Origin of the sequence: Mesobacillus boroniphilus JCM 21738, assembly GCF_000517385.1 — a bacterium.
GTDB lineage: Bacteria > Bacillota > Bacilli > Bacillales > Cytobacillaceae > Mesobacillus > Mesobacillus boroniphilus.
The window spans coordinates 1-14,811 of record NZ_BAUW01000040.1; the positions used below are offsets into that span (position 1 = coordinate 1).

The window sequence follows — 14,811 nt, forward strand, 5'->3', positions numbered from 1 at the left end:
CCCGCTCTTCCCTCGGCTGTTTTGGCGGAACATGAGGTACTTCGGACATTTCCTCCTCTTCCTTTGGCTGTTTTGGCCGAACATGGGGCTACTTCAGACATATCCCCCTATTCCTCCGGCTGTTTTGTCCGAACTTGGGGCTACTTCAGACATATCCCCCTCTTCCACCGGCTGTTTTGTCTGAACCTGGAGCTACTTCAGACAAATTTGCTCTTCCATCAGCTGTTTTGTCCATACCTAGGTTTTTTCCATGATATAAAAACAGCAAAATCCAGGCAAAAAAAGACACCCATAAAAGGTGCCAATAAAATTGTATAACCCTATTCTTTTTGTTCAATAAAGATCTCAGTTTCACCATCCACTGCTTTTACCGTTGCGGTTGCCCCGATTGGCAGTGTGGCAAATGGCTGGACATGACCGAAGTTAACATTTGCGATGATTGGAATATTCCGCAGCTCTTCCTTACTGGTGATGATCTTTCTTAGGGCTTCTTCCGTAATATTGGAGTTCTTTTGGAAACGGCCAATTAAAAGAGCTTTTATCGAATTAACCTCTGGAAGGTGCAGCAGTGATTGCAGGTCCCTGTCAAAGCTCCTGGAATGACTTTCCTCATCATCCTCAATGAACAGGATGCTATCCTCCAGGGAAGGCATGAATTCTGTACCCTGAAGCAAGTTCATCGTACAAAGATTGCCGCCGATCAGTCTGCCCACAGCTTCGCCTTCCTGAAGAATCAGGTAGCCGCTTTGTTCATGAAATGTCCTATTTTCCTGGTCAAGATACCAGGCATCATCAGACCACGTTTTAGATGGAACGATCTCATATGGCGCATCATTAGTGACTGCCTCCAAAAACGATTCCATAGTATACTCAAGTCCATGCTTCACACCGAAGCTCGAAAAATGAGGACCAGAGTAGGTTACGAGACCAGTTTTCTGATAGATTGCCAGCTGCAGCGCTGTAATGTCACTAAATCCGCAAAAAACCTTCGGATTGGCAGCAATCAAATCAAAATCAATATATTTTAGCAATTGATTAGAATTATAGCCGCCAAGTGCAGCAAGGATTCCTTTCACATTAGGATCTGCAAAGGCATCATGCAAGTCCTCGATTCTTTCAGCAATGGAAGAACTGAAAAATTCGTCATGCGCATCTGCGTTCTTCCCGAATGTCACATTGAAGCCCAGCTTAGTAAGCCTCTCGACAGCCAAATCAACCTGAGCCTCTTTTAAAATGATCATGCTGGTCGCAGGCGCGATTACTCTTATTTCATCCCCTGGCACTAATTTAGGTGCAAACATACTCTCCCCGCCTCTTCTATATATAGTTTCATTTTATCAGAGAATCGGAAGAGTGTAAGCATCTTTAAACCACTGCTGGCTCCGGTTTCCGGCCAGTCCTCGATTTTTCGATTATGTCGGTCGCAATCCAAACTCCGCAAGCGCTCGCCTGAGCCAGTCCTCTCGTGATTCCGGCTCCATCCCCACCAACATACAGCCCGCTGATTTCCGTTTCAAACATGTCATTCAACTTCGGCCTTGCAGAATAAAATTTCGCCTCTACTCCATAGAACAAAGTATGGTCTGAAGCCAGTCCAGGAGTAACCTGGTTGAGCGCTTCCGTCATTTCAATCAAACTCTTCAGTGTGTTATATGGAAGGACGAGCCCCAAATCTCCCGGGACAGCTTCCTTCATAGTCGGTTCCAAAAATCCTTCTTTGATTCTTTTTTCCGTTGACCTGCGTCCTTTTAAAATATCACCGTATTTCTGTACGATCAGGCCTCCATTTGAAAGACTGTTTGCCAGCCTGGAGATTTCATGGGCATATTCATTGGGCTTGTCAAACGGTTCAGAAAATTTATGTGAAACAAGCAAGGCAAAGTTAGTATTGCTGCTTCCCAGATTAGGATTTTTGTAGGCATGGCCGTTAGCCAGCATGATTCCAGAATGATTCTCGACAACAACATGTCCGGATGGATTGCTGCAAAACGTTCTTACACTAGTCCCTACTGAAGTATTGAAGATAAACTTACCTTCATATAAATGTTCGTTTATTTCCTCCATGACGACATTGGAAGTTTCGACACGAACACCAATGTCGACCTGGTTATTAATCATCTTAAGCCTTCTTTTTTTCATAAGCTGTGTCAGCCATTTGGAGCCATCCCGGCCAGGGGCGACTACAACTTTCTCAGCAAAAATTTTCTCGCCGTTCCTTAGCTCAACACCTTTGACTAAATGGCCTTCAGGAGTTTTTTCGGTAATCAAATCCTCGATTTCTGTCTTGAACGACATTTCAACCTTATCTTTTAAGTACTCGAAGATATTCTTCAAAATCTCGAGATTCTGTTCCGTCCCAAGGTGGCGTACCTGTGCCCTCAACAGCTTCAATCCGGCAGCATAGCCTCTTCTCTCAATTTCGCGGACCTTAGCTGTCATTGGATCTGTGATGCTTTCGGTGGCTCCATGCTTGAGATTGATTTCATCTACGTATTTAATTAATTCGACAACTTTTGAATCCGTAAGATAATCCGTCATCCATCCGCCGAATTCACTTGTAATATTGAACTTCCCATCAGAATAGGCCCCGGCACCGCCAAACCCATTCGTAATCGAACATGCCGGCAAGCACCCTGCAAAATCCTTCTTCCCTGCTGCTGGCGGACATTTTTCAATCTTCTTTTGCAAAATCGGGCAGTTCCTCCGATAAATATCGTGACCTTTATCAACTAGCAATACTTTCGCCTCAGGCATTTTCAACGATAATTCATAACAAGTAAATATACCTGCCGGACCTGCTCCAACAACAATCACATCATAGTTTGTATTCATTCAGCATCCTCCGCCAATCAGTTTGCTTAACCATTGGTAAATATAACAAAAAAGAGCAAGTGAGTCAACCAAAATCACGAACTATATTTTAATAATAAAGATATAATGTTCGTATTTAATAAAGACAAAATAAGAGGCTGCCTCTGTCAGGCAACCTCTCAAGTTATTTTATCATTTTTTGATTTTACCAGTTATAGCTGCAGCAAGCACCGATGATGATTAACAAGATGAACAATACAACGATCAATGCAAAACCGCCGTATCCGTAACCAGCACCGCCCACTCCTGCATAAGGATAACCTCCGCCACAGAAAGTGCCATGCATTGGTGCTGTTGCCATTGGTGATGTTACAGGCATTGGGGCATTATCATATCCGTACATTAAAAACCACTCCTCGTTTGTTTTTGAATTGCTTTCCCTTTACGGTATGATATGGGTACTTGACCCGTTTGTGCATTAGCCTATTTTTTAAAATTTATCAAATTTATCAAAAGGTCTGTGCACTGGAGGGAGATTTCCGCTAAATTCAAAAGAAAATTCACTTACAATAGTCCATAAATAACCGATAAAATGGTGACAAAGATTTTTTTCCGGAGGGATACCAACAAGAATGAAATTCAGCGCTGAAAAATATACAGTATAGTTTTCATTACCGCCGCGGTTATTTCTTTTTTAGCGATACAGTCAGAACATTTCCTTTCCAAGGATTTAACAGTATATGAAAAAATCGCCTCTGGTTCATCGTTTAATTATTTGATAATCGGAGACAGCATTGGCCGGGGTGCTGGCGCAGAGAATATGGATTCCCGCTGGTACAACAAGTTAGAATTGCTTCTTAAGGATTTCAGCGGATCCCGGGCAAGAAGAAATATGCTCGTCCAGAGCGGAGCAACCTCCTTTGAAGGAATTTATAAATTGCAAAAGTCTCCGAAATTCCCGGACATTGATCTCATCTTTATCGTTTTTGGAGAAAATGACCGTAAATACATGAAGCCAGAACAGTTTACTTTTTTTTTACGAAAAATTGATCCGAGACGCAAAGGGGCGTTACCCAGGTTCAGAGATCATTACCATCATTGAAAGTCCTTTAAAACATGAACCATTTGCTGATGCTATTAACAGAATTTCCACCCATTACGGAGCAAAGACACTGGACATGCGCATTCCTTTCAAGCAATCTGGAATGCTCACAGAGCAGCTAACGGCTGATATGGTACATCCAAACGGCAAGGGATATCAGTTGTACGCTACCTCCATACTTGAACTTATTAGGAAAAATATCGAAATAGATGCCGAGATTGCCAGTCTGCCAAAGCCCTTAACCAGGGACCAAACCATATGCCTGTATGAAAAAAAGCTAGTAACTGGTCGCAAAGGATTCGAAATAGAAAATGGGATAAATATTAGCAAAGGGCCTGGAGATTATCTAGAGTACGACTTTGAAGGCCCCATTCTTGGGGTAAATGCCATTCGAAGCCTGGACGGGGGAACGCTGAAGGTTTATATTGACGGGGAGTATGTCAGGACTCTTTCCACCTGGTGGCCTTTTACTCGTGAAAGGTATCTTTATATCGCAAGCGGCCTGGATAAGGGACGCCACACTGTTCGGTTTGAAGCAGCAGAAAACCCGTCTCCAAATAATACAAGTGAAAAGTCAGTCATCCAGATTTTATCGATAATCGTCGCCAAGGAAAAGGAAAATTAATCATAGATAAATCCATTTAAAAAGTGTATGATACTTCCATATGTTTTGAATAAGGAGTTTACTATGAAAAGTGTACTGAAGAATTTCATTAATGGGATCCTGACAATAGTCCCGATCATTCTCGTTATCTATGTCATTTATAAAATATTCATGTTTTTAGACAGCCTTCTTGGCAATGTTCTGAAGCCATATTTGCAAGAAAGGTACATTCCGGGTATCGGCCTTCTGACGACACTTGTGCTGATCACCATTCTCGGATGGTTGTCCACCCGATTCATCACCGGAAGTATCATCAAACTAATTGACAGGCTATTGGAAAAAACTCCTTTCGTAAAGACGGTTTATTCAGTTATAAAGGATACGGTCCATTCCTTTCTTGGTGATAAAAAGTCTTTTTCCAAGGTCGCTATGGTTACGATTCCTGGCACCAATATGAAGAGCCTTGGCTTCATTACTACAGATAATCTGAAGGCATTCCATGAGCCATTATCAGAGCATGTTGCTGTCTACGTGCCACAAACGTTCCAGGTAGCAGGGTTCACTTTCCTGATTCCCAAGAACGAGGTGGAAATCATTGATGTCAAGCCAGAAGATGCAATGAAATTCATTCTCTCCGGCGGAATGACTTCGTCTAATGGCCAAAAGTCTGTTAATGAAAACAGCCGCTGAAATCAGCGGCTGTTTTCATTTTTCCCTTTACGGTTGTTTTAGGGTGTTCTTCATTCCATCGAGCATGCTTGAAAAAAGTGACTCCACTATTCAAACGTTACCTCAAGGATTGGAGTCTCTCCCTTTTGGACATTGCCTTTTGTTAAAACCCTTAAAGAGGCGGCTTGATCTGTGTTGGTGATAATGACTGGAGTTACCGTACTCTTTGCCTTTTCGCTGATGATTCCCATATCAAAGGTCACCAGCTTTTCCCCAGCCTTCACTTTATCACCTTGCTTCACATGCGTTTCGAAGCCTTCTCCCTTGAGGGAAACAGTCTCCAATCCAATATGTATCAATATCTCTGCTCCGTTTTTCGCCCTGATTCCGACCGCGTGTTTAGTCGGGAACACCTGCATGATTTCGCCTTCAATCGGCGATACGACCACTCCCTCTGACGGTTCAATCGCCAATCCGTCCCCCATCATTTTATCAGAAAAAACAGGGTCCGGAACGGCACTTAAATTAACTGCATTCCCCGTAATTGGTGCTACCACCTGAATTGTTTTAATCGGTTCTTCTTTTTTCCCGAATAGCTTTTTAAACATGCAAATCATTCCCTCCATTCTAAGAGCTATGATTGACCCTGGTAATCTTTTGATTAATCCTCGAACAGCTTGAGGTATTCTCCATACCCTTCCTCTTCCATTTTTTCTTTCGGTACAAACCTCAATGCAGCCGAATTAATGCAATATCGTAAACCATTTTCTCCCGGGCCATCATCAAACACGTGGCCCAGATGAGAATCTGCTGTTTTGCTCCGCACTTCAGTCCTGACCATAAAATGGCTCATGTCTTGTTTTTCAATTATTTCTTCATCCAAGATTGGCTTAGTAAAGCTCGGCCAGCCGCATCCGGCATCATATTTATCCCTTGAACTAAATAATGTCTTGCCTGACACGACATCGACATATATTCCCTCTCTTAGGTCATTCCAATATTCATTCCTGAACGGTGGTTCTGTTCCGTTATTTTGTGTAACCTCATACTGCATGGGAGTCAGTTTTTTCTTTAACTCCTCTGGATTTTTTTTCATCATTTCTTTTCCCCCCAATGATTCCTGATAAAGGCTGATCGTCCTGAACCAACATGATAAGCATTATATCTTTCTGGGTTTTTCTTATAATAATCCTGATGGTATGTCTCTGCAGGATAAAATGGTTTGGCTGGCAGAATTGGAGTTACGATTGGCTTCTTAAATACCCCGCTTTCCCCAAGCTTCTTTTTTGATTCTTCCGCTAACTTTTTTTGCCCTTCATTATGATAAAAAATCGCAGTTTGGTATGACTGCCCCCTGTCGTAAAACTGACCTCCGGAATCGGTTGGATCTATTTGCTGCCAGTAGAGCTGCAGCAGTTTCTCATAAGGAAAAATATCAGGATCAAACGTGATTTGTACTGCTTCAAAATGACCAGTTGTCTCGCTGCATACCTGTTCATATGTAGGATTCTCAGTGTTGCCTCCCGTATAGCCGGAAACGACGCTGACAATACCCGGCTGCTCATCGAACGGCTTGACCATACACCAGAAACAGCCTCCTGCAAATGTCGCAAGCTCATGGTTCTTTTTTTCCATAATAGTGACACCTCTTCTTTCAAGCCTTGGATAAAAAAATAAAACACTCTACTCAAATACTTATTCCCTATTGTATAACTTTTAAAGCAAAAAACACATTGAGAACCCTTAAACAGTAACAGCCCCTTCCAAAGAGAAGGGGCTGTTCATTATTTCCGTTTGTGCGTTGAATTATGGCGGACTTCCTTACTGATGTTTTTCCAGTGCTTCTTTTCTTCTGCTTGCGCCTTTTTATCCAGCTTCCTGTCAATATAGGCAAGTTCTTTTTGCAGCTTTTTATAGCTCACGACCCTGTTTTCATCAAGAAGGCCATTGTCGATCGCTGACCAAACTGCACAGCCTGGTTCGTTCTTATGACTGCAATCCCGAAATTTGCATCCATCCGCATATTGCTCAATATCAGCGAAGCTCTCGATGATTCCTTCCTCACTTGACCAAAGCTGGATTTCCCTCATTCCCGGTGTGTCAATTAGGATCGCTCCTCCAGGAAGCAGGACCATTTCCCGATGAGTCGTAGTATGCTTACCCTTATCATCACTTTCCCTGATTTCCTGGACAAGCTGCTTTTCAAATCCTGTAAAGTAATTGACAAGGCTTGACTTGCCGACTCCTGAAGAACCGATTAATGCAATTGTTTTACCTGGTGCGAGGTAGGCTTGGAGTTCCTCGATGCCTATTCCCTCGAGAACGCTTACCGCAATGACAGGTACCCCGAGAGCCACTGATGAGACTTCATCCAGCTTAGCTTTTAAATCTGCCACTAAATCTGCTTTGCTCAAGATAATGACAGGGTTTGAACCACTTTCCCAGGCAAGCAGCAGGTATCGCTCAATCCTTCTCAGATTCAAATCATCATTGAGTGAATTCACGATGAAAACTGTATCAACATTCGCTGCGACAATCTGCTCCTCGGTAACCTGCCCAGCAGCCTTTCTAGAAAACTTGCTTTTACGCGGCAGGATTCCCTTGATTATTCCCCGCATTTCCCCTGGAAAAGTTTGTACGGCAACCCAGTCACCAACTGCCGGCAGGTCTTCACGTCCAATTGCATCAAATGTTAATTTACCGGTTAGAGTGCAGAGGTATTCTCCATCTTCGAGCCATACCCTGTAACTATGCTTATGCTCCAATGCGACCCTGCCCAGTTTCAGTCCTTTTGGATAATTATCATTAAAAAAGCTGTTCAATTCAGCCGTCATTCCGATATTTTCAAAATTCTTCAATTCATTTTCCTCCATCAAGCTTTTAGTAAAATAAAAACCACAGGCACACACAGCCCGTGGTTCATAAGCATGGAGAAAAAAGACTAATAGTCGTTTGATCCGCTTAGGTTAAGGGGCCGTGCAACAAGTAATCGACATCATCAATACATTTAACATTCTGCTCATTGCACTCCACCTGCCTCTCGTTAAGTTATTTTTAGTATATGGAAAAACATTCCTCATGTAAAGCTTTTATTCAAAATTTTTAATATGACCAGTGAAGCTGTTTCGCACCTCTTGGGCCCAATTTGCATATTTTACATTTGAGCATTCAATAAATTTAGGAGTGAGGGGTATGTCCATTAGGAACCAGAATGATTACCTGCATAAAGCGGCCATGTATGATCTATTGGCTAGTTATTATAAATACCTTGACCCAAATAAGCACGTCATGTATTACCACAAGCACTTGCGTAATTTGAATAGAGCTGTCCAGTTAATGCGCTCTTATACTGTACCGGCCAGTCAATCGAACACATTACCAATCATGGTGCGTTTTTTGCACGCTTCCCCGGAAGTGAAGGACGTCGATATTTATGTGAATGGCAGCAGAGTGCTTCGCGACTTCAGTTATAAAACGAACAGCAGCCACATGCAGTTACAGCCGGGGAAATATCAGGTCGACATCTATCCTGCAGGAGATAGCGTTTCTACTGTAATCAGCAAAAAGATTAACGTCGAACCAGGGCGGATTTATACAGCTGCCATAGCCGGGCCAGCCAATAAGCTTCAGCTGCTGACATTTGAAGACAACCCGCAAACACCAGTAGGAGAAACTAAAGCCAGGTTTATCCACCTGTCCCCGGACGCACCTGCAGTTGATATCGCAGGGAAAAATGGAGATGTAATATTCCCGAACGTATCTTATAAACAGGCAACAACTTATTTGGCCCTGACCCCAATGACCGTTACGTTAGAAGCAAAAGTTGCCGGTACTAAGAATACCGTTGTTACAATTCCAGATGTCAAATTGGAGCCAAACAATGCCTACACAATCGTCGCAGTGGGCACTGCTAAAGGGGAACCGCCAATTGAAGTAATTTTATTGCAAGGATAATGAGGCCGGTCGCCCGGCCTGACTTTTTTTCCGCAAATGCGCTCCTAATCTATCCTTTTCCAGCTAAACATACCTCACTGTAATAACAGTTCCTTTCCTTCCCAAGCGCAAAAAAAGAAGGCACCATAAAGAGTACCTTCTTAATCTGCTGGAACTAACAGGGTAAATTTAATGTTGTCCTTTTTCAAATCAAATTCATTTACCCGAACCTTGATATCACTTTTCAGCTTCAGTCTCTGCATAGATACGTATACTCTTTCTTCCTTTGGCTGGATATTCACTGCATCCGGCATATCATAGCTGTCACGGACAAATTTAAGTACGGTTGAAACAGGAAGGTTGAGTTTCCCTACCGAAATTGATCTCTGGTTCAAAACTAAATCACCATTCTTCGAAGCCTGCGGTTCAAAGGTCAGCCGCAATTCCAGTTCTTGACTGAAAAGCGGTAGCGTCCCATATAATTCAACCTCATCTGTCAGCAAAACTTCGTAATTAATCTGACTATTTTTTGCTTCCTCTTCTAAGTAATGGTTGATTACTCTGTTTAAATCACGTTTGTTAGTCGATACATTAAAAGCAACATCATCCGCTCCAGATCCATCCGCCCCTAGCTCTAATTTTGTATCCTCCACTGGTGAGGCTATTAGTATCCAAATTAACAAGATGCTGCAGCCATGAGACCCAAAAGAATAAAGAATCCGATTTTCCATTTATTTTTTGTCATTAATCTTTTTAACTCCTCTTTCCAATCTTATGACTTTAGTTAGACAACGAGTCAATGACCTGTTCATCAAGGATTTCATAAATCCGATCAGCAATTAATTGGTAGCCACGGTCATTCGGGTGAAAATAATCAGTATATAACAGATTTTCTTCATTATTAAGGAAAATATCATGAATGTCGACAAAGTAAGAATTCCCGTCCTGCTCGACTATTGTAAGGCTTTGGCCGTTCCACTCATCCACTATCTGATTCATTTCCTTCACATCCGCAAACCAGTTATAAAATGGGTTATAGAGTCCTACTAAAACGATCGGAGCTTCTTGGTTTTGGTTGCGAATTGAAAAGAAAATTTCCTGCAGCTGCTCTGTGAACAACTTTTGTTCAGTTTTAAAATGGTTTATTTTAAGACTGGAAAAGTTCTCTTTGACAACCTTCATCAGATCATTCCCGCCTATTGTTAAGATGATCAGGTCGGCTTCTTCAATAGAAGATTGGATATTTTTGTTTTTCAGTCTTTTCAGAAGCTGGGCAGTCCTGTTTCCTCTTACACCAAAATTTTCGAAATTGGCATTCTTAATTGTCTTTTCATTTTCAAGCTGCTCTGCAAGATATGGGATATATCCGCCTGTATTCGTACTGTCCCCTACCCCCTGTGTGAGTGAGTCTCCCGCAGCAACAATATGCAAATCCTTTGGAAAAAATGAAGTCGGCAATGCTTCCTTGATTTCCAGTCCTGTTTCCTTGACCTTATTGAAGTTCCCTTTTTGAAAATTTCAAACTGACTGCAGGATCCCAATATCATGATCATTGTCAGTGCTACATAAAGAAAGGTGAATTTCTTCAACAATATTTATCTCCTGCCTTTAAAAGTATAATCATTATAACATTTAATGCTTTTTCTGGCGTTACTCATGCATTACTTGCCTTCATTCCTTGTCGGCTTTCTCCGGATTGGTTAATTTAATTTGTTCAAACTGGTGACACTTATTCCCCGACCTAACAAAAAGCGCAAGCGCCTTGTTCAGCCCCGACTAGCGCTGGAGGCCGACCGGTGAAGTCGTTCTTTGACTTCATTGGGCGGACCGAAATCGAAATGCGGAGGCGACTGTCCAACTCCGACAAGCGCTGGAGGACCTGACAGTGAAGTCGTTCTTTGACTTCATTGACAGGACCGAAGCGTCTCGAGGAGTTAGGAGCCGCAGCTAGACAAGCGACTCGAGGGGCTAGGCGCTGGAGCTAGATTAAGAATACGCCATGTATTTATTCACACCTAAATAATTTTTATAATTTCCTTAAAGACAAAAAAACAGGCCACAAATGCGGCCTATTGGAGTGCTTTGATATCTTCAATTATTTGTTCAAAAGGGACTTCCTTCAATCCTGTATAATTTTTCCTCATGTCCCCGTTTTGATCGACAAGATAGAAATCAGTTCCATGAATGACCTGATCCCCTGTCTCCGGTTTCTTGACAAGAGTCTTAAAGTTCTCAAGCGCGAATTTTTCTATTTCCTCTTGTGTATAACCAGTAAGGAACGACCAGTTCTTGAAATCAACATTGAACTTCTTGCCATACTCCTTAAGTACCTCAGGATTGTCAACAGCAGGATCTACACTGAAAGATACAATCTCCACGTCCTTAAGCCCTTCTTCTTTTATCATATCCTGAAGCTTCGACATATTGGCCGTCATTGGCGGGCAAACATCCGCACAGTTCGTGAAAATAAAGCTCGCCATCCAAACTTTTCCTTCTAAATCTGCTTTGCTTATTGATTCACCATCTTGATTTGTGAAAGTAAAATCCTCGATAGGATAGTTCTTCGCATCCTTTAAGCCGCTGTTTCCACACCCCGCAGCGAAAATAATTACTGCTGCAAGCATAAGAAGCGTGAGTACCTTTTTCAAAATCATCACCTGCAATCTTTCGAATAATGTCCATAGACAATTCTAGCAGAGGTATTTGAGAGAAGAAAGAAAAAGGTATGAAAGAAGTGTGAAATTATCATCATTTACCCTGTGCCATTGTGATCTTGTGAATTTTTCATCGTTTTAAAGAAATCTCTAATGAACTCTGTATAACTAAAGTTAACAGCTACATTATGGACTGGATAGTCGGCTTTATCAATTAAGTTCCTGAAATCTCCGATGCTTTGACCAAATGCCTCTCCTTTATTTACGACAATTTTAACAGGGATTTCAAGGGAAACGATATGGTCTTCATGTACTAACGCCCATAATGTAAGAACATCATGGAGAGGGGCACCCGTCAATTCAGGGTTTCGCTCCTTATAAAACTTGAAGTAATAATCGAACATTGGCTTCACAAGCTTTCCTACTTCACTTCCAATAGAATGATAATACTCATCTAATTCATTGATCAATGCTGGCGTCACGATTGCTCCACTAGTCACATCAAGCGGAATTATTTTCACCGGGGGTTTCGCTTGTGTCAACACAATATTCGCTGCATATGGATCTCCATAGAAATTAGCTTCAGCCACTGGCGTCACATTCCCAGGTTCGTTGAATGCACCACCCATAATGTAAAAGTCTTTTACTTTTTTCATGGTTTCAGGGTAAAGGATGAAAGCAGCCGCAAGCGATGATAGCCTGCCTACATTCACTATAATGATTTCATCCGGATTTTTTCGATGATCTCCTGGATGCCATGGAAGTTTTCAAGAGTGTAATCCACCTCAATATCAGGAATGATTGGCCCGAGTCCTTCAATGCCGTGGACGTCAGGTACATATTCAGGCGGATCACCTGTCAATGGCAGTTCAGCCCCTGCAAAAGCTGGTACATCAGGTCTCCCTGTAAGCTTCTGCAGATAAGCGGCATTTCGAAGGGCATCTTGTTTTGACACATTGCCGTAATCGGCAACTACACCAACCAAATCTATTTCCTTATTAAAAAACGCATATAATACAGCAATATTGTCATCTATTCCAAAATCACTAAAGAAGAGTATTTTTTTTACCAAGTCTGGCACCTCCTTTTTAAATTATATTGACAGCTTTGAAAATAATGGCAAAAAAATAAAAGCCTTATGATCACTTAGGGCTTTCTGTAAATATTGGGACCATTATCTCAAAAGTTGTACCTTCACCTTTTTTGCTTGATACTTTTATCTGTCCTTTCATCCTTTCAACAATTTGGTAGCAAACCATCAACCCATGCCTGTGCCGCGTTCCTTCAACGAATAAAAAGCTGTACCAAGTCTTGAAAGCTCCTCCGCAGTCATCCCGATCCCCGTATCCTTGATAACAAATACACCGAAATCTCCTTGCTTCTCAAGTGTCATGCTGAGCTTTCCACCATCACCCATCGCCTCAATGCCATTTTTCAGGATATTGATGAGCACTTGTTTTAATTCACTTTTATTGCCCCTTATTTTTACCTGATCCTTGATTTCAGTGTGCATAGAAATGTTTTTTGACATCATGGCATAAGAACTCATTAAATCCATGACCTGCTCCGTCATCTCACTGCCATCGATGATTACAAGCTTTCCAACATCCGGCTTGGCTAGACTCAAGTAGTCATTTATGATTGTCTCCGCCCTGTTCAATTCTTCAATCATAAGTTTTAAATACATATGATCTTCTTCAGACATCTCTTTAGAAAGGAAAATTTGCAGAAAACCTTTTACAACCGTCATAGGATTTCTGATTTCATGGGCTACAGAGGCAGCCAGCTGGCCTATCGCGTTCATTTTCTCGGCCCGCTGAAGCTCCTGCTGCAGCTTAGTACGTTCAAATATATCCTCCATTGTATTGATTGCTTCCTCTAACAAAAGTGACTCATTATCCCTAGGGATGTTTGGCCCAATTGCTTTGATGCAGCTGATACCCTCTCGAATAGTTGGGCGAGCTGGGAAGCCATCTCATTGAACTTTTCACTCAATAAACTTAACTCTGATTGATCATGCACTGGCAGCTTGACGGTCAAATTTCCAGAACTGATTTCCTTTATGCCAAAAAACAAGTCATCTACTGGTTTCATGACCTTCTTAAGGCCCAAATTCAGGATTACATATACAACAGCCAGGATGGCCGCCATCTCCAATAACAACAACATAAGTATTTCCACTTGATTTTCCTTGATGATGGATGCCTTTGCATCTATCCCAAGAATGGCCACTACATTTCCACTGTTATCAGTAATTGGGGCGAAGGATGAAATCCAAGAGTCATAATGATCGGTGAAAACATCTGTACTCGTTATTGTCTTATTTTCCCTTGTATTTCGATATGCACTTATGAATTCTTCACCTGCATCATAATACATAAGGGAATCGAATGAGTAATTTCTATAAATATCAGATGCAGAAAGGATGTAAACTTTCTGATTTGGATATTCTTCAGGCAGTATGACATAAGCTCCAAGGAATGATGCACTTTTGTCACCCACCATAGTCAAAAGCTTCTCAAGCCGCTTGATTGAAGGGTTTGATTTATCCCGGAATTCATCAGCACTTCTAATATCATCAGGGTCAATAGTGGATGACCAAATTCCTGCAACTCCTTCAACTTGTCAGCCATTTGAGTTTTCAATTGTTTTGACTGCAGGTAGAAACTCGTACCCATTGTCGATAAGACTACGACCGTTGTAATCATAAATGAGAACATTAGTATCTTGTTGAATAATGGCAGGTTCTTTACATTAAGCTTCATATCTTCATTGTCACATTTCATCCTATTCTAAAGTGAATAGTGAAAATATTCGACATCCCCTTTTGAATATCCTGTATATTACAAAATCTTTGACTACTTTAAAACGGCAGAACAAAAAGCGCAAGCGCCTTGTTCTGCCCCGACAAGCGCTGGAGGGCCGCCCGATGAAGTCGCTCTTTGACTTCATCGGGCGGATCGAAACGTCTCGAGGGGCTAGGCGCTGGAGCTGGATTAAGAAAACCTGGATAGTTACCCACATTGAAAATATTTTAT

At 41.8% G+C, this 14,811-nt stretch carries 16 protein-coding genes and 2 pseudogenes; 4 read left to right on the forward strand and 14 right to left on the reverse strand.

The features are described 5' to 3' along the window. The coding region (locus JCM21738_RS25855; RefSeq protein ID WP_035209440.1) for a hypothetical protein at positions 1-318 on the forward strand (318 nt) is incomplete at its 5' end. Between the two features lie 2 nt (positions 319-320). Here the strand turns inward: JCM21738_RS25855 and JCM21738_RS12155 are convergent. The 3 genes from JCM21738_RS12155 to JCM21738_RS12165 form a co-directional block, all read right to left on the reverse strand. After that, positions 321-1,301, reverse strand: coding sequence for a S66 family peptidase (locus JCM21738_RS12155; RefSeq protein ID WP_023627674.1), 981 nt, complete (start codon positions 1,299-1,301; stop codon positions 321-323). A gap of 64 nt (positions 1,302-1,365) precedes the next feature. Then, entirely contained in the window at positions 1,366-2,832 is a 1,467-nt protein-coding gene (locus JCM21738_RS12160) for an NAD(P)/FAD-dependent oxidoreductase (protein WP_023627673.1), read from the reverse strand. Positions 2,833-3,016: 184 nt separating this feature from the next. Then, positions 3,017-3,157 (reverse strand): YjcZ family sporulation protein, encoded by a 141-nt coding sequence (locus tag JCM21738_RS12165; RefSeq protein ID WP_081742121.1) that lies wholly within the window; start codon positions 3,155-3,157, stop codon positions 3,017-3,019. A 700-nt stretch (positions 3,158-3,857) separates the two neighbouring features. Between JCM21738_RS12165 and JCM21738_RS22480 the strand changes: the two genes are divergently transcribed. Both JCM21738_RS22480 and JCM21738_RS12175 read left to right on the forward strand, forming a co-directional pair. Then, positions 3,858-4,538, forward strand: coding sequence for an SGNH/GDSL hydrolase family protein (locus JCM21738_RS22480; RefSeq protein ID WP_148296110.1), 681 nt, complete (start codon positions 3,858-3,860; stop codon positions 4,536-4,538). 63 nt (positions 4,539-4,601) lie between these two features. Continuing rightward, positions 4,602-5,207: a DUF502 domain-containing protein gene (locus tag JCM21738_RS12175; protein ID WP_023627670.1), complete on the forward strand. Its 606-nt coding sequence runs from the start codon at positions 4,602-4,604 to the stop codon at positions 5,205-5,207. Positions 5,208-5,293: 86 nt separating this feature from the next. Here JCM21738_RS12175 and JCM21738_RS12180 read toward each other — a convergent pair whose 3' ends face one another. The 4 genes from JCM21738_RS12180 to rsgA all read right to left on the reverse strand — a co-directional run bounded on the left by JCM21738_RS12180 (position 5,294) and on the right by rsgA (position 8,020). After that, positions 5,294-5,794 (reverse strand): PTS sugar transporter subunit IIA, encoded by a 501-nt coding sequence (locus JCM21738_RS12180; RefSeq protein ID WP_023627669.1) that lies wholly within the window; start codon positions 5,792-5,794, stop codon positions 5,294-5,296. Between the two features lie 53 nt (positions 5,795-5,847). Then, positions 5,848-6,282 (reverse strand): peptide-methionine (R)-S-oxide reductase MsrB, encoded by a 435-nt coding sequence (gene msrB, locus JCM21738_RS12185; protein ID WP_031308490.1) that lies wholly within the window; start codon positions 6,280-6,282, stop codon positions 5,848-5,850. Continuing rightward, entirely contained in the window at positions 6,282-6,821 is a 540-nt protein-coding gene (msrA, locus tag JCM21738_RS12190) for a peptide-methionine (S)-S-oxide reductase MsrA (protein WP_023627667.1), read from the reverse strand. The genes msrB and msrA overlap by 1 nt, the downstream gene beginning before the upstream one ends. A gap of 149 nt (positions 6,822-6,970) precedes the next feature. After that, complete coding sequence (rsgA, locus tag JCM21738_RS12195; RefSeq protein WP_031308488.1) at positions 6,971-8,020, reverse strand: ribosome small subunit-dependent GTPase A; 1,050 nt, start codon at positions 8,018-8,020, stop codon at positions 6,971-6,973. A gap of 358 nt (positions 8,021-8,378) precedes the next feature. Here rsgA and JCM21738_RS12200 point away from each other — a divergent pair, with 358 nt between their 5' ends. Then, complete coding sequence (locus JCM21738_RS12200) at positions 8,379-9,140, forward strand: DUF4397 domain-containing protein (RefSeq protein WP_023627665.1); 762 nt, start codon at positions 8,379-8,381, stop codon at positions 9,138-9,140. Positions 9,141-9,280: 140 nt separating this feature from the next. Here the strand turns inward: JCM21738_RS12200 and JCM21738_RS12205 are convergent, their stop codons facing one another. The 7 genes and pseudogenes from JCM21738_RS12205 to JCM21738_RS25875 form a co-directional block, all read right to left on the reverse strand. Then, positions 9,281-9,802: a YpmS family protein gene (locus JCM21738_RS12205; protein WP_369385728.1), complete on the reverse strand. Its 522-nt coding sequence runs from the start codon at positions 9,800-9,802 to the stop codon at positions 9,281-9,283. 97 nt (positions 9,803-9,899) lie between these two features. Next, entirely contained in the window at positions 9,900-10,577 is a 678-nt protein-coding gene (locus tag JCM21738_RS12210; RefSeq protein ID WP_159101427.1) for an SGNH/GDSL hydrolase family protein, read from the reverse strand. 611 nt (positions 10,578-11,188) lie between these two features. Continuing rightward, positions 11,189-11,773, reverse strand: coding sequence for an SCO family protein (locus JCM21738_RS12215; protein ID WP_031308486.1), 585 nt, complete (start codon positions 11,771-11,773; stop codon positions 11,189-11,191). A 98-nt stretch (positions 11,774-11,871) separates the two neighbouring features. Next, positions 11,872-12,845, reverse strand: a pseudogene (locus JCM21738_RS12220) (nucleoside hydrolase). A gap of 70 nt (positions 12,846-12,915) precedes the next feature. After that, positions 12,916-13,634, reverse strand: a pseudogene (locus JCM21738_RS25865) (ATP-binding protein). Positions 13,635-13,651: 17 nt separating this feature from the next. Continuing rightward, positions 13,652-14,278, reverse strand: coding sequence for a HAMP domain-containing protein (locus JCM21738_RS25870; protein ID WP_052019684.1), 627 nt, complete (start codon positions 14,276-14,278; stop codon positions 13,652-13,654). A 2-nt stretch (positions 14,279-14,280) separates the two neighbouring features. Continuing rightward, complete coding sequence (locus JCM21738_RS25875) at positions 14,281-14,538, reverse strand: hypothetical protein (RefSeq protein ID WP_243463007.1); 258 nt, start codon at positions 14,536-14,538, stop codon at positions 14,281-14,283. Between the last annotated feature and the right edge of the window lie 273 nt (positions 14,539-14,811).

Coding starts and splice junctions, on each gene's coding strand:
- JCM21738_RS12155 (WP_023627674.1), bottom strand. CDS start 1,301: ATGTTTGCACCTAAATTAGTGCCAGGGGATGAAATAAGAGTAATCGCG.
- JCM21738_RS12160 (WP_023627673.1), bottom strand. CDS start 2,832: ATGAATACAAACTATGATGTGATTGTTGTTGGAGCAGGTCCGGCAGGT.
- JCM21738_RS12165 (WP_081742121.1), bottom strand. CDS start 3,157: ATGCATGGCACTTTCTGTGGCGGAGGTTATCCTTATGCAGGAGTGGGC.
- JCM21738_RS12175 (WP_023627670.1), top strand. CDS start 4,602: ATGAAAAGTGTACTGAAGAATTTCATTAATGGGATCCTGACAATAGTC.
- JCM21738_RS12180 (WP_023627669.1), bottom strand. CDS start 5,794: ATGTTTAAAAAGCTATTCGGGAAAAAAGAAGAACCGATTAAAACAATT.
- msrB (WP_031308490.1), bottom strand. CDS start 6,282: ATGAAAAAAAATCCAGAGGAGTTAAAGAAAAAACTGACTCCCATGCAG.
- msrA (WP_023627667.1), bottom strand. CDS start 6,821: ATGGAAAAAAAGAACCATGAGCTTGCGACATTTGCAGGAGGCTGTTTC.
- rsgA (WP_031308488.1), bottom strand. CDS start 8,020: ATGACGGCTGAATTGAACAGCTTTTTTAATGATAATTATCCAAAAGGA.
- JCM21738_RS12200 (WP_023627665.1), top strand. CDS start 8,379: ATGTCCATTAGGAACCAGAATGATTACCTGCATAAAGCGGCCATGTAT.
- JCM21738_RS12215 (WP_031308486.1), bottom strand. CDS start 11,773: ATGATTTTGAAAAAGGTACTCACGCTTCTTATGCTTGCAGCAGTAATT.
- JCM21738_RS25870 (WP_052019684.1), bottom strand. CDS start 14,278: ATGGTGGGTGACAAAAGTGCATCATTCCTTGGAGCTTATGTCATACTG.
- JCM21738_RS25875 (WP_243463007.1), bottom strand. CDS start 14,538: ATGAAGCTTAATGTAAAGAACCTGCCATTATTCAACAAGATACTAATG.